Annotated in this window: 16 protein-coding genes and 1 tRNA gene; 6 read left to right on the top strand and 11 right to left on the bottom strand. The window is 71.5% G+C overall.

All coding sequences use genetic code 11. The features are described from left to right. Positions 1 to 163: 163 nt before the first annotated feature. A complete protein-coding gene (locus tag AC0665_RS34130) occupies positions 164 to 1,672 on the bottom strand; it encodes an MFS transporter (protein WP_468636458.1) in 1,509 nt (502 codons plus the stop codon). Positions 1,673 to 1,734: 62 nt separating this feature from the next. Between AC0665_RS34130 and AC0665_RS34125 the strand changes: the two genes are divergently transcribed. Beyond that, entirely contained in the window at positions 1,735 to 2,727 is a 993-nt protein-coding gene (locus AC0665_RS34125; RefSeq protein ID WP_478609613.1) for a helix-turn-helix transcriptional regulator, read from the top strand. A gap of 57 nt (positions 2,728 to 2,784) precedes the next feature. Here the strand turns inward: AC0665_RS34125 and AC0665_RS34120 are convergent, their stop codons facing one another. Together AC0665_RS34120 and AC0665_RS34115 are read right to left on the bottom strand one after the other, a co-directional pair. Next, positions 2,785 to 3,525 (bottom strand): TetR/AcrR family transcriptional regulator, encoded by a 741-nt coding sequence (locus tag AC0665_RS34120; protein ID WP_478706507.1) that lies wholly within the window; start codon positions 3,523 to 3,525, stop codon positions 2,785 to 2,787. Between the two features lie 535 nt (positions 3,526 to 4,060). Further along, complete coding sequence (locus tag AC0665_RS34115; protein WP_097217153.1) at positions 4,061 to 5,059, bottom strand: sigma-70 family RNA polymerase sigma factor; 999 nt, start codon at positions 5,057 to 5,059, stop codon at positions 4,061 to 4,063. Positions 5,060 to 5,250: 191 nt separating this feature from the next. Between AC0665_RS34115 and AC0665_RS34110 the strand changes: the two genes are divergently transcribed. After that, positions 5,251 to 5,769: an N-acetyltransferase family protein gene (locus tag AC0665_RS34110; RefSeq protein WP_478609609.1), complete on the top strand. Its 519-nt coding sequence runs from the start codon at positions 5,251 to 5,253 to the stop codon at positions 5,767 to 5,769. A gap of 4 nt (positions 5,770 to 5,773) precedes the next feature. Here AC0665_RS34110 and AC0665_RS34105 read toward each other — a convergent pair whose 3' ends face one another. Then, positions 5,774 to 6,559, bottom strand: a complete 786-nt coding sequence (locus AC0665_RS34105) for a class III extradiol ring-cleavage dioxygenase (RefSeq protein WP_366050112.1) — start codon at positions 6,557 to 6,559, stop codon at positions 5,774 to 5,776. Positions 6,560 to 6,646: 87 nt separating this feature from the next. Between AC0665_RS34105 and AC0665_RS34100 the strand changes: the two genes are divergently transcribed. Continuing rightward, a complete protein-coding gene (locus AC0665_RS34100) occupies positions 6,647 to 7,180 on the top strand; it encodes a MarR family transcriptional regulator (protein ID WP_366050111.1) in 534 nt (177 codons plus the stop codon). 92 nt (positions 7,181 to 7,272) lie between these two features. Here the strand turns inward: AC0665_RS34100 and AC0665_RS34095 are convergent, their stop codons facing one another. After that, positions 7,273 to 8,814, bottom strand: a complete 1,542-nt coding sequence (locus AC0665_RS34095) for an MFS transporter (RefSeq protein WP_468411475.1) — start codon at positions 8,812 to 8,814, stop codon at positions 7,273 to 7,275. A gap of 246 nt (positions 8,815 to 9,060) precedes the next feature. Then, positions 9,061 to 9,705: a TetR/AcrR family transcriptional regulator gene (locus AC0665_RS34090; protein WP_468411477.1), complete on the bottom strand. Its 645-nt coding sequence runs from the start codon at positions 9,703 to 9,705 to the stop codon at positions 9,061 to 9,063. 376 nt (positions 9,706 to 10,081) lie between these two features. Here AC0665_RS34090 and AC0665_RS34085 point away from each other — a divergent pair, with 376 nt between their 5' ends. The 3 genes from AC0665_RS34085 (at position 10,082) to AC0665_RS34075 (ending at position 13,416) form a co-directional block, all read left to right on the top strand. After that, positions 10,082 to 11,329 carry a M6 family metalloprotease domain-containing protein gene (locus AC0665_RS34085; protein ID WP_468636447.1) on the top strand — a complete coding sequence of 416 codons (1,248 nt, stop codon included), beginning with the start codon at positions 10,082 to 10,084 and terminating at the stop codon, positions 11,327 to 11,329. 124 nt (positions 11,330 to 11,453) lie between these two features. Beyond that, positions 11,454 to 13,250: an IclR family transcriptional regulator domain-containing protein gene (locus AC0665_RS34080; RefSeq protein WP_478706506.1), complete on the top strand. Its 1,797-nt coding sequence runs from the start codon at positions 11,454 to 11,456 to the stop codon at positions 13,248 to 13,250. A 90-nt stretch (positions 13,251 to 13,340) separates the two neighbouring features. Continuing rightward, positions 13,341 to 13,416: transfer RNA gene (locus tag AC0665_RS34075), tRNA-Arg, on the top strand. 67 nt (positions 13,417 to 13,483) lie between these two features. Here AC0665_RS34075 and AC0665_RS34070 read toward each other — a convergent pair. The 5 genes from AC0665_RS34070 to AC0665_RS34050 form a co-directional block, all read right to left on the bottom strand. Beyond that, on the bottom strand, positions 13,484 to 14,632 hold the full coding sequence (locus AC0665_RS34070; protein ID WP_478706505.1) for a tyrosine-type recombinase/integrase: 1,149 nt from the start codon (positions 14,630 to 14,632) through the stop codon (positions 13,484 to 13,486). Beyond that, complete coding sequence (locus AC0665_RS34065) at positions 14,632 to 14,832, bottom strand: helix-turn-helix domain-containing protein (RefSeq protein WP_478706504.1); 201 nt, start codon at positions 14,830 to 14,832, stop codon at positions 14,632 to 14,634. Before AC0665_RS34065 ends, AC0665_RS34070 begins: the two co-directional genes overlap by 1 nt. A 177-nt stretch (positions 14,833 to 15,009) precedes the next feature. After that, complete coding sequence (locus tag AC0665_RS34060) at positions 15,010 to 16,170, bottom strand: DUF3631 domain-containing protein (protein ID WP_478706503.1); 1,161 nt, start codon at positions 16,168 to 16,170, stop codon at positions 15,010 to 15,012. Then, the gene (locus AC0665_RS34055) at positions 16,167 to 16,520 is read right to left on the bottom strand and encodes a hypothetical protein (protein WP_478706502.1); all 354 of its coding nucleotides are present in this window, start codon (positions 16,518 to 16,520) and stop codon (positions 16,167 to 16,169) included. The genes AC0665_RS34060 and AC0665_RS34055 overlap by 4 nt, the downstream gene beginning before the upstream one ends. Beyond that, the gene (locus tag AC0665_RS34050; RefSeq protein WP_478706501.1) at positions 16,517 to 17,407 is read right to left on the bottom strand and encodes a bifunctional DNA primase/polymerase; all 891 of its coding nucleotides are present in this window, start codon (positions 17,405 to 17,407) and stop codon (positions 16,517 to 16,519) included. The genes AC0665_RS34055 and AC0665_RS34050 overlap by 4 nt, the downstream gene beginning before the upstream one ends. Positions 17,408 to 17,601: the final 194 nt, after the last annotated feature.

The following is a 17,601-nucleotide window of genomic DNA, read 5'->3' as shown; positions in this document are numbered from 1 at the left end:
GTGGGCTCGGGCCGGGGCATGAGGCTCCGAGTGGGCTCGGGCGTGCACTCGGACCCGGGCGTGAACCCGGGTATCAGCCCGGGCATCGGCTCGCGCAGGGCCGGAAACGCAGGCGGGCCCGGCACCCGAAGGTGCCGAGCCTGAGGGGTGGCCGGCCGGCGGCTCAGGAGACCAGCACCGGCTCCCTCTCCTCCACCGGCGCCTGCTCCCCCTCCACGTGCTGCGCGGGCCGCTTCGGCAGCGCGAACATCAGCAGGAAGATGGCGCCCATCAGCGCGGCGACCCAGCCCAGCGCGTTCTGGAACGCGTCCGCGAAGGCCGGACCGATCTGCTCCCGCCGCAGATGCTCGGAGATCGTGCCGAAGAAGACCACCGACACCAGGCCGAGTCCCAGCGCGTTGCCCATCTGCTGCACGGTGTTGATGAGCCCCGACGCCGAACCGGCGTGCTCGCGCGGCACCTCCGAGAGGATCGCGTCGGTCAGCGGCGCGACGATCAGCCCCATGCCCACGCCCATCACGACGAGCGGGAGCGCCATCTGCCAGGGAGCGATGTCGAGGCCGTAGTGCCCGGACTCCCAGATGTAGAGCAGCACCCCGGCCGCCATCACCAGCGCACCGGCCTGGAGCACCTTGCGGCCGAAGCGCGGGACCAGCTTCTGCACCGACATCCCGGCGGCCAGCGACACGGCGATCGAGAACGGCACGCCGGTCAGTCCGGCCTTGAGCGGGCTCCAGCCCAGTCCGGCCTGCATGTACAGCGTCCACACCAGGAAGAACACACCGAGCGCGACACCGAAGACGGTCTGCACGGCGATCCCGGCCGCGAAGCTCTTCACCCTGAACAGCGACAACTCGACCAGCGGGGAACCGTCCCGCGCCGCCTTGCGCCTCTCGTACGCCACCAGCACCGCGAGGACGACGAGCGAGCCGGCCATCGAGACGTACCCCCACACCGGCCAGTGCAGCTCACGGCCCCGGGTGAGCGGGTAGATCAGCATCAGCAGGCCCAGCGTCACCAGCGCGACGCCCACCAGGTCCAGCTTCAGGGCGCGCGGCGCCTTCGACTCGGTGATGAAACGGCTGCCGAGGATCAGGCCCGCGACACCCACGGGCAGGTTGATCAGGAAGATCGGCCGCCACTCCCAGCCGAACAGGTTCCACTCGGTCAGCAGCGCGCCGAGCAGCGGCCCGGACACGGCCCCGAGACCGACGACCGCGCCGAACAGCCCGAACACCTTGCCGCGCTCGTGCGCCGGGAAGGTCGCGTGCACGATCGACAGCACCTGCGGCACCATCAGCGCCGCCATGCCGCCCTGGAGGAACCGCGAGGCGACCAGCATCTCCGGGTTCACGGCGAGGCCGCACAGCGCGGAGGCGACCGTGAAGCCGCCGATGCCGACGAGGAAGATCCGTTTGCGGCCGTGGATGTCGCCGAGCCGCCCGCCGGTGATCAGACCTGCCGCGAAGGCGAGGGCGTACCCGGCGGTGATCCACTGGATCTGGCTGAAGGAGGCGCCCGCGTCGCGCTGGATCGACGGGATGGCGATGTTGACGATCGTCACGTCGACGAGGTCCATGAAGGCCGCGGTCATCACGATCGCGAGGGCGAACCAACGCCGGCGGTCGGTCCCGCCGCCCGCCGTGCCCGGGGTGGTGTCGGTGGAGTTCATGCCGCGAAGGTAGACGGGCAATAGGTCAGATCATGTCCTAGTGGTACGGCATCCTCGTCGGCATGACGACGGACACCCCGGCACGGCTGCTGACGCTCCTCTCCCTCCTCCAGACGCCTCGCGAATGGCCCGGCGGCGAGCTCTCCGAGCGGCTCGGGGTCTCCCGCCGCACGGTCCGGCGGGACATCGACCGGCTGCGCGAACTGGGCTACCCCGTGCAGGCGACCAAGGGTTCCGACGGCGGCTACCGGCTCGTCGCCGGGAAGGCCATGCCGCCGCTGGTGCTCGACGACGAGGAGGCCGTGGCCATCGCGGTCGGGCTGCGCGCCGGGGCCGGACACGCCGTGGAGGGCCTGGACGAGGCGTCGGTGCGGGCGCTGGCCAAGCTGGAGCAGGTGCTGCCGGGCCGGCTGCGCCACCGCGTGACCACGCTCCAGGCCGCGACCACCCCGCTGACCAGCGGCGACGGGCCGAGCATCGCGCCCGAGACCCTGACCGTCATGGCCTCGACGGTGGCCGGGCACGAACGGCTGCGGTTCGCCTACCGCGCCGCGGACGGCACCGGTTCACGGCGTCTGACAGAGCCGTACCAGCTGGTCTCGACGGGCCGCCGCTGGTACCTGATCGCCTACGACATCGACCGCGACGACTGGCGCACGTTCCGCGTCGACCGCGTCAGCGAGCCGTTCGCCACCGGAGCCCGGTTCGCACCGCGCGAGCTGCCGACGGGGGACGCGGCGGAGTACCTGCGGCGCTCCATGCAACGGCAGCAGCAGACCTACGACTTCGAGGTCACGTTCGCCGCGCCGGCCGGCTTCGTCGCCGCCCGGGTGCCGCGCTGGCTGGGCACGCCCGAGCCGTTGGACGAGGACAGGTGCCGGCTGCGGGGGTCTGCCGGAGACGCCGTTCAGTGGGTGGCGTTCCGGCTGGCGATGCTGGAGTGCGACTTCGTGGTGCACCAGCCGGAGGAACTGGTGACGGCGGTGCGGGAGCTGGGGGCGCGGCTGAGCCGAGCGGCCGGCGAGAGCCGGGGCTCGGGCGGGGAGCTGAGCTGACGGCGCGCCCGGTGCCGGGCGTCACGGTCCGGCACGGATGTCCCCAGGGCCACCTCCTCACGGCGCCCAGGGAAAGTCCCGCAGCGCCGCGAGATTGCGCAGGGCGAGTTCCGCCGGACCGTCCGGGCCCTCCACGGGCCCGTCCCCCTCGGCCCAGGCCTCCAGGGCGGCGCGGACGGCGGCACTCGCCACGGCGGCGGCGAAGCGCAACTCGGGGCTGACGGCGGAAAGTTCCCCGCCGGTCGCCCCCGGGGTCTCCTCCCCCGCCACGGCAACGTTGTCGCCGCTGCTCGGAGCCCCTGGCGTCCGGGAGTCCCGGGTCGCGTCTGCACGTGTCACCCGGTGCGCCAGCACCTCACCCAGCAACCGCTCCGAGGTCTGGCACACCTCCGCCCACACCCTGCGCAGGGACGGGTTCGCCTCGGCCAGGCGCAGCAGCGTGCGGACCCACTCCCAGGAGGCCGCCGAGACGCCGAGGCCGGGGGTGAGGGTGTGGTGGACCCCCTGCTCCAGGGCTCTGAGCACGCCGGTGCCGGCGGGGGCGGCGCGTACCGCCTCCACCCAGCGCTGGGCGCCGGCCGCGTAGAGCGGGGCGACGGCCTCCTCCTTGGTCGCGAAGTACCGGTAGAAGGTGCGCGGGGCGATGCCGGCGGCCTGGGCGATGTCCTCCGCGCGGGTGGCGCGCAGACCGTGCCGTACGAAGAGGCCGGCCGCGGCCCGGGCGATCTCCATGCGGGTCTCGGCCTTGCGCCGCTCGGTCAGTGAGGGCGGAGACGGGGGCGGGGTGGTGCTGCTCACGCCCGGCAGGCTATGCCCATGTGACACAATCTGCCATCTGGCGGGCCACCCCGTGGTTCAGGTACGGGGTGGCCCGCTCTCCAACCCTTCTGGAACGCCCCCGGAGGCATCCGGAACGCCCTTCGGAAACGACTTCCGGCGAGACGCGACGAACCCGTGCGGCGACCCGGGACGACGAAAGCCGGGCCCGGCGTCCGGGGGGAAGGACGCCGAGGCCCGGCCTCGGGGAAAGTCCCGGCGCCGGGGGGAGTGCGACGGGACTTTGGCTGGTGGGTCAGGGGGTGCGACCCGGGTCCGAACTGGTGGACCCAGAAGTCTTGTTCCCTGACTCCGCGGATTGAAGCGGCGTTACAACGCCATGTTTGCGCTGTCTTTCGCCACCCGGCGTACGCGGTGCCCTCCGGGCGCACACGCTCCGTCACCCGCTGTCAGCGGGGAGGGGCCGTACGCCCGGACGCTCATCGTGCGCACCGGCCTCGCGCCGCCCGCGCGGACAGGTGCCGGAGGCGGGGGCGGAGGCGGGGACGGGCGGTGGTTACGCCGCCGCGTCGAACCCGGTGCTGCGGGCCAGCTTCTTCAGCTCCAGCAGCGCGTGCTTCTCGATCTGCCGGATGCGCTCGCGGGTCAGGCCGTGCTCCTTGCCGACCTCGGTCAGCGTGCGCTCCCTGCCGTCCTCGATGCCGTAGCGCATCTTGATGATCGAGGCCGTGCGCTGGTCGAGGCGGCCGATCAGGTCGTCGAGCTCCTCGCTGCGCAGCAGGGTGAGCACCGACTGCTCGGGCGACACCGCGGAGGTGTCCTCCAGGAGGTCGCCGAACTGGGTCTCGCCCTCGTCGTCCACCGACATGTTCAGCGAGACCGGGTCGCGGGCCCAGTCGAGCACGTCGGTGACGCGCTCGGGCGTGGAGCCGAGCTCGGCCGCGATCTCCGCGGGCTCCGGGTCCCGGCCGTGCTCGCGGTTGAACTCGCGCTGCACACGGCGGATCCGGCCGAGCTCCTCCACGAGGTGGACGGGCAGGCGGATCGTGCGGGACTGGTCGGCTATCGAGCGCGTGATGGCCTGGCGGATCCACCACGTCGCGTACGTGGAGAACTTGAAGCCCTTGCGGTAGTCGAACTTCTCGACCGCGCGCACCAGGCCGGCGTTGCCCTCCTGGATCAGGTCCAGCAGGGGCAGACCGCTGCGGGGGTAGCGGCGGGCGACGGCCACGACCAGGCGCAGGTTCGAGCGGATGAAGACGTCCTTGGCCCGCTCGCTCGCGTCGACCAGGGCCCGCAGCTCCTCGGGCGAGGCCCCGGCCTTGTTCTCCTCCAGGCCGTCGAGGATCTGCTGGGCGAACACACCCGCTTCGATGATCTGCGACAGCTCGACTTCCTTGGCGGCGTCGAGCAGCGGTGTGCGCGCGATCTCGTCGAGATACATGCCGACCAGGTCGCGGTCGGCGATCTCGCCGCCATGGGCGCGAACACTGCTTGCCGCGTCGGCCGTCTCGCCGGTGGCGGACTGACGACGGGCGACGGCACGGGTTGCCATGCGAGCTCCCTTGCGATGGTGAGGTCAGCGGGTGGTCCTTCGGACGCGGGACTCCGTCCGGGACCTTCCGGACTCTCCTCGGGTGCCCTGCATCCGATGGAAACAACGACTGGAATCAGGACAGAATTCCCAACCCGGCCTCCGATTTTTCTGATCATGCAGTACCCTGTCCGGCCACACAGGGAGGCCAGATGCCGCCGGAGCGCACAGAGGTGCAGGTCAGACCAGGAGTCGAGGACGACCTCGAAGCTCTCACAGCCCTCTACAACCACTATGTACGTGAGACGGCGATCACATTCGACACCGCGATCTTCACTCCGGAGGAGCGCCGCCCTTGGCTCCTCTCCCACCTTGAAGACGGGCCGCACCGGCTGATGGTTGCCAGGGAGCCGGATGCACAGCGGATCCTCGGGTACGCCACTTCCAGCCCTTTCCGGCCGAAGCCCGCCTATGCCACCTCCGTGGAGACGTCCGTGTACGTCGCCCCGGACGCGGGCCGCCGCGGCGTCGGCACCCTCCTCTACAAATCCCTCTTCGAGGCCCTGTCGGGCGAGGACCTGCACCGGGCCTACGCGGGCATCGCCCAGCCGAACGAGGCGTCGGCCCGGCTGCACGAGCGCTTCGGTTTCCGGCACGTCGGCACGTACCGGGAGGTCGGGCGCAAGTTCGGCCGCTACTGGGACGTGGCCTGGTACGAGAAGCCGCTGTAGGCGCTCAGCCGAACTGGACCGACCGCTTCGCCAGGCCCATCCAGAACCCGTCGATCACCGACTTCTGGGCGTCCAGCTCACCGGCCGCGTCGGCCGCGCCCATGGTCACGAACAGCGGGGCGAAGTGCTCGGTGCGCGGGTGGGCCAGCTGCCCCGCGGGCGACTTGCGGGTGAAGTCGAGCAGGGCGTCCACGTCACGCGCCTCCAGCGCCCGGCGGCCCCAGTCGTCGAACTCGGCCGACCAGGCGGGGACGCCGCCCTGCCGGAGCGCGGCCAGGTTGTGGGTGAAGAAGCCGGAGCCGACGATCAGCACGCCCTCGTCCCGCAGCGGGGCGAGCCTGCGGCCGATCTCCATGAGCCGCACCGGGTCGAGCGTCGGCATGGACACCTGGAGGACCGGGATGTCGGCGTCCGGGTACATCTCGACCAGGGGGACGTAGGCGCCGTGGTCGAGGCCGCGGTCGGGGACGTCCTGGACGGGCATGCCGGGGGCGCGCAGCAGCTTGCGTACGGACTCGGCGAGCTCCGGTGCGCCGGGGGCGTCGTACGTCACCCGGTAGTAGTGCTCGGGGAAGCCCCAGAAGTCGTAGACGAGCGGGACGGTCTCGGTGGCACCGAGGGCGAGCGGGGCCTCCTCCCAGTGGGCGGAGACGATCAGGACGGCCTTGGGGCGCGGCAGTCCGGCGGACCAGGCGGCCAGTTCACCGGGCCAGACGGGGTCGTCCGCCAGGGGCGGCGCGCCGTGACTGAGGTACAGAGCGGGCATGCGCTCCTGAGTGGCGGCGGACATGCTGCGGCTCCTTCCACAATGGTTCCCGACAAAACTGTACGAGCCATTTATTTAAAGTTCAAGAAGGGTCCACGTAGAGTGGGACACATGAAGGCACCCGCATCCGCACCGACACCCGGCTCCGCCGCGGAGCCCCAGGAACCGCGCTGGCTCACCGACGAGGAGCAGCGTGTCTGGCGTTCGTTCATGGAGGGCGTCACCCTCCTCGACGACCACCTCGACCGTCAGCTCCAGCGCGACGCGGGCATGCCGCACGTCTACTACGGCCTTCTGGTCAAGCTCGCCGAGGCGCCGCGGCGGCGGCTGCGGATGACCGAGCTCGCCATGCTGGCGAAGATCACCCGGTCCCGGCTCTCGCACGCGATCGCGCGCCTGGAGAAGAACGGCTGGGTCCGGCGCGAGGACTGCCCCGACGACAAGCGGGGCCAGTTCGCCGTCCTCACGGACGAGGGTCTCGACGTGCTGCGGAAGACCGCGCCGGGCCATGTGGAGGCCGTGCGCCAGGCGGTCTTCGACCGGCTCACCCCGGAACAGCAGAAGTCCCTCGGCGAGATCATGCGGATCGTCGCCGAGGGACTTCAGCCGGCCGAAGCGGGTGCGGACCTGCCCTGGCTCCGCTGACGCGGGGCCGGGGCAGGTCCTGGATTCCGTAGGTACGGGGCGTCCCCTTCCCCGTGCCTACGGATGGCCCGAAGGGGTGGCGTGCGCGGCCGTCAGTGGGCGACGACCGGAACCGGCACCTCGTCCGCCGCGCCCTCCTCGGAGGACGCCACCGTCGTACCGCCCGGGCGGCCGGCGTTGACGAAGGTCAGGGCGATCGCGGCGGCCACCACCAGGATGCCGACGGCGAACCAGATGGCGCTGGTGTAGCCCTCCACCATGGCCTCCAGCTGGACCAGCTGCTGCTGGGACCGGCTGGTCGCGCCGGCGATGTGGTCGGCGACGTACGCCGTGGTCGCCGAGGCGGCGATGGTGTTCAGCAGGGCCGTGCCGATCGCGCCGCCCACCTGCTGCGAGGTGTTGACCATCGCGGAGGCGACACCGGCGTCCCGCGGCTCGACGCCCTGCGTGGCCAGCGACATGGCCGGCATGAACGCCGTACCCATGCCGAGACCGAGCAGCAGCATCGCCGGCAGCAGCAGGGCCGCGTACGAGGAGCCGATCTCCAGCTGGGTCAGCAGCAGCATGCCGAGCGCGGCGACCAGGAAGCCGGGACCCATCAGCAGGCGCGGCGCGACCCGGGTCATCAGACGGGTGCCGATCTGGGTGGAGCCCGTGATCATGCCCGCGATCATCGGCAGGAAGGCGAACCCGGTCTTGACCGGCGAGTAGCCCTTCACGATCTGCAGGTAGTAGGTCAGGAAGAGGAACAGGCCGAACATCGCGATGATCGCGAGACCGAGGGAGAGGTAGATCCCGCCGCGGTTGCGCTCGGTGATCACGCGCAGCGGCAGCAGCGGGGCCTTGACCTTGGCCTCGACGAGCACGAACGACGCCAGCAGCACGACCGAGGCGACGAACATGCCGACGGTCACCGAGTCGCTCCAGCCGTCGGACTCGGCGCGGGTGAAGCCGTAGACCAGGGCGACCAGGCCAAGGGTGGACAGGATCACGCCGGGCACGTCGAGCGGGGAGCGGTTGCGGCCGCCCTCGGGCTCACGGATGACGAAGTAGGCACCAGCCGCGGCGACGATGGCGAACGGGATGTTCACGAAGAACGTCCAGCGCCAGTCCAGGTACTCGGTGAGGAAACCGCCCAGGATCAGGCCGACGGCACCGCCACCACCGGCGATCGCGCCGTAGATGCCGAACGCCTTGGCGCGCTCCTTGGCGTCGGTGAACATCACCGCGAGCAGGGAGAGCGCGGCGGGCGCGAGCAGGGCGCCGAAGACACCCTGGAGGGCGCGGGAGCCGAACATCATGGCCTCGTTGGTGGCCGCGCCGCCGAGGGCGGAGGCCGCGGCGAAGCCCGCGAGACCGAGGACGAAGGTGCGCTTGCGGCCCCACAGGTCGGCTATCCGGCCGCCGAACAGGAGCAGACCGCCGAAGGCGAGGGCGTAGGCCGTGACGACCCACTGCCGGTTGCCGTCGGAGATGCCGAGGTCCTGCTGGGCGGAGGGCAGGGCGATGTTCACGATGGTGGCGTCCAGGACGACCATCAGCTGGGCGAGCGCGATGAAGACGAGCGCTTTCCAGCGGCCGGCGTCCGGTTCTCTGGCCGGTGCGCCGAGGGCCTTCGAGGCTGTTTCAGACATGGGGATACCCACTTCGGGACTTCGTGACGGAAAAATGCGGTACTTCGGGACGAAAAGGGTGTAGCAGGGTGTCGCGTGCCGGCGGCGCGTCCACGGGGACGGCCGCAGGGTCGGTCGGGTCGTTCGGGTTGGTCGGGTCGTTCGTTCAGGTTTCAGACCGGTGGGGCGGCCTGAACTCATCGGACGGAGCCGGGCGATCGGGCGGAGCCGGACGATCGGACGCAACCGATCGGCCGGGCGGAACGGTCAGGGCCGGCGCAGATCCTCCATGGTCACGGCCGCGCCCGGGAGGGCGGAGCGGGCGGGAGCCCGCAGCCCGTCCAGGAGCAGCTGAAGATGGCGGTGGACGAAGCGGTCGGCCCGGAAGCAGTCGGTGCCGGCCGGGGGCCGGCTGAGCTGGGCCACGGCGATCATGACGTCTCCCACGTCCACGTCGGACCGGAGCTGGCCGGCCGACCTGGCGCGGTCCATGACCTCCGCGATCAGCCGCTCGACCCGTTCGCGCGAGGCCTCCAGATCCGGGTGGTGCTGGTCGAACGTGCTGGAGACCATCGGGCACAGCGCGCTGATCCGCTCGTCGGCGGCGGCGTGCACGAAGCGCTCCAGCGCCTCGAACGCGTCACCGGTCTCGTCGAGAGCGGCCTCGGCGGCCGCGGCCGTCCGGTCCATGACCGAGCAGACGACCTCGCGGACGAGGGCGTCGCGGTCCGGGAAGTTGCGGTACACCGTGGCATTGCCTACGCCGGCCCGGCGGGCGATCTCGTCGAGCGGCACCTCGGGGCCGTGCTCGACGAACATCTCCCGGGCGGCGGTGACGATCCGCTCCCGGTTGCGCAGGGCGTCGGCGCGGGGCCGGGGCACCTTGCGCGCTTCGGGGCTGGCGGTCTGCACGGCGTACTCCTGGTTCCGTTGGACTGATGGTGCTGCGATCCGGGGAGCGGGTCCCCGTTTCGATCGGACACATGGCTAAACGGGGACTGGGTCCCCGGTATTTCCCGCTCACGTGGAATTTGTTTGTGACCTGGCTCACAAGCCTCTCGGGTCGCTACCGACGGGAAACCCACGATCGGTCTCCTCCAGCGGGCGTCCCCCCACCCTGCGACGCAGGGTGAGCGCAAGGGTGCAGCCGGACACCGGCGGCTGCCGTGGCGCGGGAGGTCCCTTGCAGGTCCCTTGCAGGCAACCGCGGTCACGGCACCCCCGACGGGACGACACGGGCCCGCCCGGCCACCGGATACCCCGCCGCCGGCTGGCCGCCCTGGCCTGCGTGTCCGCCCTGACCTTCACGGTCAGCACCTCGGCCGGCACGGGCCGCCTCACCCCGGGCACCAGTACGGCGGGAGCCGGTCCGATCGTCCTGTCCCACACCCCCGCGCACGGCCCCTGCATGATCCGCGGCGCCCACGAGGTCCAGATGTCCGAGGGCATCCCCACCTCCACGGGTTACACCCGCTCCACCGGCACCGTCCGAGCCCTCACCCTGATGATCGACTTCTCGGACGCACCCGGCGAGGGGGACGCCCAGGACCGCTTCCGCGAGTTCTTCCCGCAGACCCGCGAGTGGTTCCGCACCAGCTCCTACGGCCGCCTCGACTACCGCCCCGAGACCCCGATACCGGGCTGGCTGCGGATGCCGAAGTCCTTCCGGGAGTACGGCATAGAGCGCGGCGCCCCGTTCGAGCCCGGCTACCGCGCGCTGGTCCAGGACCTGGTCGCCGTGGCCGACCCGAAGGTCGACTTCCGCGCCTACGACCTGCTGAACGTCCTGGTCACCCCGAACGCCGGTCCCTCCGCCCTGGACACCGTCCTGTCCGTCACCTTCGCCGGCAACAAAGACGCCCCCCTGGCCGACGGCATACCCGTGGCCAACGCCTCCTTCGTCTACTCCCGCCAGGACGACGGCTCCGGCTCCTACGACCGCACCGGCTACCGCGTCCTCCCCCACGAGAACGGCCACGTCTTCGGCCTGCCCGACCTGTACACCGCGGAGGGCGGGGGCGCGGTCGGCCACTGGGACATCATGAGCGAGGACTGGGGCGCCAACAACGACTTCCTCGGCTGGCACAAGTGGAAGCTGGGCTGGCTGGACGCCGCCCAGGTCCACTGCGCCGCGGCCCCCGGCGTCACGGAGTACACGCTGACGCCCCTGGCCCGGGCGGGCGGCTCCAAGCTGGTCTTCGTCCCCCTGGACGGCACCACCGGCTACGCCGTCGAACTGCGCACCCGCGCCGGCAACGACGAGACCGTGTGCCGCCCGGGTGTCCTCGTCTACAAGGTCGACGCGGAGGTGGACACGGGCATGGGCCCGGTCACCGTCCACGACTCCCGGCGCGACAGCGGCGGTTGCACCCGCGCGCCGAACGTCCACGCGGAACTGTCGGACGCGCCGCTCACACCCGGGGAGACGTTCCGGGACGCGGCGAGGGGGATCACGATCGAGGTGGAGGGAGTGGGGGCGGGAGCGGCCGGCGCGGGGGTGGAGGATGGTCGTCGAGTGCGGGTGACAAGGGAGTAGGGGCAGGTCGTACCTGTCAGGCGCGGGGCAAGAGGCGCATGACCTCCCTCCCGGTCTCCGGGCCGCCGTTTCCGGATTACGGTGGGCCTGCCGCGACCGTCGCGAGCGCCGTACCGGAGAGCCGATGCCAGCGAAGCCCGAGTCCGAGACCCCGGAGGGGTCCGCCCCGCCGGCCGACGAGAAGGGGCCACCGGTCGAGGAGACGGCCGCGTCGGCGGCGCGGAGGGCGACCCTGGGCGCCCCGGGCGCTCGTACGGCGAGCACCTTCCCGGAGGGAGGGGCCCCCGCCGAGACGGTCACCCCCCTCGTCCGCGGCATCGCGGTGCTGCGGGAACTGACGGAAGCGGACGGCACGTTGAGCTTGAGCGGCCTGGAACGGGCCACCGGCCTCGCCCGCTCCACGGTCGACCGCATCACGGCCACGCTCGCCCGCATGGGCTACGTCCGCTTCGACGGCCGGGACGTGCACCTCTCCCCGCGCCTGATGGACCTGGGCAACGCCTACCTGTCGGCCCTGCGCCTGCCCGCCCTGCTCTCCCCGCACGCGGACGCCCTGGCCGACGAACTGGACGAGTCGGTCTCCCTGGCGGTCGCCGACCGCGACGGCATCCGCTTCATCCACCAGGCGACCCGCCGCCGCGCGATGTCCCTCAGCTTCCGCATCGGCGACCTGCTCCCGGCCGAACGCACCGCACCCGGCCCGCTGTTCGCCACGGAGTGGACGGCCACCGACTGGCAACGCTGGCGGGACCGCAGGGCGGCGGACCCGAGGGACCTGTCCTTCACGGCCGTACCGCCCCGCACGCAGGGAGCGGACGGACGGCACGACGAGGACTTCGCGCGCCGCACGGCGCAGGCGTCGGAGAACGGCTGGGCCCTGGACGACCAGCTGATCGAGCCGGGCCTGGTGGCGATCTCGGTGCCGGTCCGCTCCCCCGGCCCGGACGGCCGGATCGCGAGCGTGGCGAGCGTGGTCAGCCACACGAGCCGGCACACCGCACGCACCCTGCGGACGACACTGCTGCCGAGGCTGCGGTCCGCGGTGGCGGCGATGGAACGCGAACTCCACGCCGCCCCGCCCCTCGCGCCCGGCCCTCCCCCGTCGGACCTGGCGCTGTGGACCGGCGCGTCGAAGCAGCGACTTGGCCGCGAGTTCATCGAATCCCTGGCCCGGGGGCTGACGGTCCTCACGGCCTTCGGCGAGGGCAGGCCGGAGCTGACCCTCGCGGAGGTGGCCCGGGCGACGGGCCTGGCCAGGGCGACGGCGCGACGGGCCTTGATCACCTACGAGCACCTGGGCCTGGTGGCCACGACCGGCCGCGCCTTCACCCTCACCCCCCGGGTCCTCTCCCTGGGCTTCCCGCCCCTGTCCCGCACGTCTCTGCCCGAGATCGCCCAGCCCCACCTGGCCGATCTGACGTCCCGCATCCACGAGTCGACGTCGGTGGCGGTGCTGTCGGCCTCCGGCGAGGAGATCCAGTACACGGCCCGGGTGGCCACGGCCCGGGTGATGAGCGTGAACATCACGGTGGGCACACGTCTGCCGGCCCCCGCGACGGCACTGGGCAGGGTCCTGCTGGCGGACGCGCCCGAAACCGTCCGGGGCGCCCAGGACCTGCGGTCCTTCACCCCGCGCACGATCACGGACAAACAGACGTGGGAACACCTCCTGGCCTCGGTCCGCTCGCAGGGCTACGCCCTGGTGGACGAGGAACTGGAAGAGGGCCTCCGCTCGATCGCCGTCCCGATCCGCGACCGGTCGGGCCGGGTCGTGGCGGCCCTGAACACGGCGATGCACGCGAGCCGCCGCACCCCGGGCGAGTGCGTGACGGACCTGGTCCCGGAACTGACGGCCACGGCAGCCCGCATCCAGACGGACTTCCACACGGCGTCCCGCTTCACCCACGTCCCCCTGACCTGACCCCCACCCCCGCCCGACCCACATCCGGTACGCTGACGCCTGTGGTCCTCCCGGACCACGGGCACGTCGCTGCTTGCGTCCACTGCCACTGCCTTCGTAGCTCAGGGGATAGAGCACCGCTCTCCTAAAGCGGGTGTCGCAGGTTCGAATCCTGCCGGGGGCACCAGGGAAAACGGCCCGGACCGATCATGGTCCGGGCCGTTTTGACGGCGGCACTTGACGGCAGTCGCCTCTCAGGCGGCCGGCAGACGACGCTTAAGTAGCCGGTCCATGTGGCTGATCGCCTCTCGCTGTGTGTCGTGCACGACGTGCGTGTACACGTCCATCGTGATGCTGATCTGGCTGTGCCCCAAGATCTCCATGATGACCCGCGGCGCGACGCCGGCCGCGGTCAGCAGCGTGGCGCACCCGTGCCGTGCGTCGTGCAGCCGGACCACACGCAGCCCTGTATCCGCCGCGACCCGCGTGAAGGATCGGTAGACGTTCCGTGGCTCGACCGGCCGGCCGTTCCGCGTGGCGAAGACGTAGCCGGTCTCTGACCAGGCGACGCCTGTGCGCGCGAACGTCTCGCGCTGCACGAGTCGATGCCAGCGCAGCGGCGCGATGCACAGCGCGGGCATGGGTACCACGCGGCTGCGGCGGCTCTTGGGGTCGTCGTCGTACAGCGTCCCCCTGCGGCGCTGCGTCTGCTGGCGGACGTGCAGCACGCGGTTGTCTAGGTCCACATCCGACCAGCGCAGACCCACCAGCTCGCCACGCCGCAGGCCCATTGCCACGGCCAGCACGAACGCGGCGTACAGGGGATCACGGCGTGCGCCCTCCAGGAAGGTCAACGTCTCCTCCAGAGTCCACGGCCGGATCTCCCGCTGCCTCACACGCGGCGGTTCCACCAGCGACGCGACGTTCCGCGTGATCAGTTCCTCGCGCACAGCCGCGGTGAGTGCCGTACGCAGCACTCGGTGCGCTTCCTTAGCCGTCGCGGCCGTGTGGGTGCTCTGCATACGGGTGATGAAGCGGCGTACGTCGGTGACGCTCAAGGTCTCCAGCCGCTTCGTGCCAAGCATGGGGACCAAGTAGAGGCGCACGTGAGTCTCGTACTTGTCGTAGGTGCTGAGCTTGCGGCGCGGCTCGATGTAGTGCTCCAGCCAGTACGGCAGCCACTCCGAGAGCTTGGCAGACCGCGTCGGGGTCGGGATGCCCTGGCGGTCGCGGCGCACCAGCTCCTGACGCTTGGTGTCGCACTCCTCCCACGTGTTGCCGTACACCGTCTTGCGCTTGCGCGTGCCGTCGGGTTGAGGGACGTACACGCGTGCCTCGTAGCGGCCGTCTTTGCGCTGCCAGATGCTTCCAGCGCCGTTGGGGTTCCTTTTGCGGGAGGCCATCAGGCTGCGTTCTCCTCGATTCGTTCCTGCATGAAGGCGCGCACGCTGTCGGGAGACACACGGCGCGCGCGCCCGATGGTGAAGCTCGCCAACTGACGTGAGCGGATGAGGTCGTAGACCTTGCTGCGGCTAAGGCGCAGAGCGGACATGACCTCAGGGACGGTGAAGGCTTCGGGCGTTTCAGGCACGGCGGTGCGCACGTCGAACCTCCGAATCTCGGGCGGGGCTCGCACGGCCCCCTTCTGGGAAGTCCGCTACATCCGCTACAGCGCTACATCGCAGGTCAGCGGGGGTGTTTTTGTAGCGGAGGGGTGGCGTGTAGCGGCTACGCACGCGCTACGGGGTGGCGGGCGTAGCCGCTACACGCTTCGGTGCCGCTACAGATTCACCGGCTCTGAGCTGGGCTGTAGCGGTGTAGCGGCCGTAGCGGAGTCCTGAGAGGGGGGCGGGCAGTAGCGGGCCCACGCGTCCACCAGATCCTCGACGTAGAGGCCTTTGAGGACGCCGCCGGCGGTGCGGATGTTGCGGGACCGGATAGGGGTGTTGTCGGCGGTCATGTACTCGCCGAGCATCCGGGCCAGGCGCCGGTTGTCGAGGGGCTTGCCGTCGAGGTCGGCCCATGGGGCGTCGTCGAGGGCGTTGAGTCGGTCGAGGATGGCGATGGTGGGCAGCTTGTCCACGCCGATCAGGACGTGGTCGCGCAGGTCGGTCAACAGCCGGATGCCCAGGCTGTGTTTGTCGGTGGTCTGGGCGGCTTTGACGAGCGTCACGCACGCTTCGCGGGCCCGGCGGGGCCAGTGGCCGCCGACGGCGTCGGCGATGGCGAGCAACGGTTCCCACACGTCTGCGGGGCGGTCGGTGACGCCGTCGGGCATATCCGGCCAGGCCCCGAGAACGAACCCGCGCGCCTTCTCCGCCCACGCGGCAAGCCGGTCACGCAGCTTGTGGCCTTCCGCCTCGTGGATGCGGGCCCGGAAGGGCTCCACACGCTCGTTGCGGGCTCGTCGGCGCATGCGGATGACGACCGAGCGGGTCAGGATTGTGTCGGGCAGCGAGCCGAGTCCCGCCACAGCGACCGCACAGTAGGAGGGGAAGGCCTGCACGGTCTGGTTGCCGCCGTCGCCGATGCACCGGTAGGTGACGCCGGTGCGACGGTGACCGGCGTTGAGGAAACCGCGCAGTTCTTCGTTGTCCCCGGCCTTGGGGCCGAAGATGGTGTCAATCTCGTCGAACAGGATCGTGGGCCGTCCGTCGGCCCCGGACACGGCCCGGAAGAGCGCGGCAGCGGACGCGTTCACGGCCACCATCGGGTGTGGCACGAGGGTTTCGACGATCTCCAGCGCACGCGACTTGCCCGACCCGGGTTCCGGGGACAGGAACGCCAACCGGGGTGTGGAGTCGAAGCAGTCGAGCAGGTGGGCGTGCGCGTCCCACAGCGCTACCGCCACGTACGCGGCATCGGTGGGGAAGACGTTGAACCGGCGGTGGAAGGCTTCCACCTCGTCCAGCAGCGCAGCGCCGTCGATGTGGTCGGTCATGCGGCGGCCCTTCCTTCCTGGGGGTGACGCAGGGGGCAGACGGTGCGGTGGGCGGTGTGGTCGTCGATCAGGGCGAGCACCCGTGCCGTGCCGATGGCCGAGCGGTCGCGTCCGCATGCGCACCGGGAGGTGGCGGTGGGTGTGGCGCCTCGCGGTGCAGCGATGTGCAGCCACGCGATGGGGCGGCGTCCGTCGTCGCCGTGCGGGTCAGGGCTGCAAGCAGTTCGGACGCCCTGACGGGCGGCGTCCTTCGGCGCGCCCACGGCGGCGCGGGGTGCGGTCGACTGTGCGGCGAGCGGGTCGGCCGTGGCCCCGGTGATGCTCTTCAAGGGGCGGGAAGGAGTGCTCATGCCGCCTCCCGGGTGCTGGTCTGGTTGTGGGTGATGGACCAGTCCAGGGCGCTGCGCAGGGTGGCGCGGCACTCGGCCGTGGGCAGGCCGGCCGACTCCCCCGCCCCTTGAAGAGCGTCTTCCACCTCGGTGCGGGTCAGGTCGCCGGATGCGACGAACCGGCCCAGCGCCCGCCCCGCACGCAGGAGCGTCGCGTTGCGCTGCCCCTCGCGGGCTGCGGAGACGGCGGCCGTCTCCTTCGCCAGGGCGGCATCGACGTAGGGGCGGTGGCGCCTCCCCACCGCTGCGGGCCGGTTGACCGGGTGTGGGGGCACCAGCAGGGCCTTGAGCCAGCCAGGCAGGGGCCCCAGCAGGGCAGGGCCTACGGCCTCGTACGGGGCGCCGTCGATGCTGCTGCCGGCGGCGACGACGTAACCGCCCCATGCGCGGGTGTCGACCAACGGGGCGAGTGTCCCGGCGGTGTTGTGCAGCCGCACGGCGGCGGGGGCGGTGAAGTACAGGTGCAGCCCCCCGCTCGCGGTCCGGACCGTGCGGGTGCGTGGGACGGGCTGCCCGGTGCGCTCGCAGAGCGCCTCAAAGGTCGTCGCGCCGTCAGGCGCGTCCGGACTGCTCTTGTCCTTGGGCATGTCCAGGTCGACCACCAGCAGTCCGGAGGGGCCGGTTGCGATACCGACGTTGAACGGGGCGTGTGCCCAGGCGGCCCTGATGCGGTCGGGGTCGGTGGTGGCACGCTCCTCCCACTTGCGGTGCCCGCCGGCGCACGGGCCGGTGCGGGGGCAGGCGGTTTCGCCGTGCAGGGCGGGCCGCTTGGTGCTGGGGCGCAGAGGGAAGACGTGCCAGCCGCGTTCGGCTGCGTTCAGGGCGGCACGCATGAGAGCTTCGTTCATGCCGCCACCCCCAGCGCGGTCGTGGCGTGGGCACAGCAGGAGAGATCCAGTAAGCGGGGCCGGTGGCCGCGCACTCGCCGGACGGTGGTCGGTTGGGTCATGCTGGGAGACCTCCACAGGTCTGTCGATGGCAGGTGGAAGGCGGCGGCCCCGGTTCTTGGTCGGATGGGGGCCGCCGTCGTCGTGTGCGGGTC

It is taken from the genome of Streptomyces sp. NPDC043685 (assembly GCF_056436585.1).
This window is presented reverse-complemented; position numbering and strand designations above follow the sequence as displayed.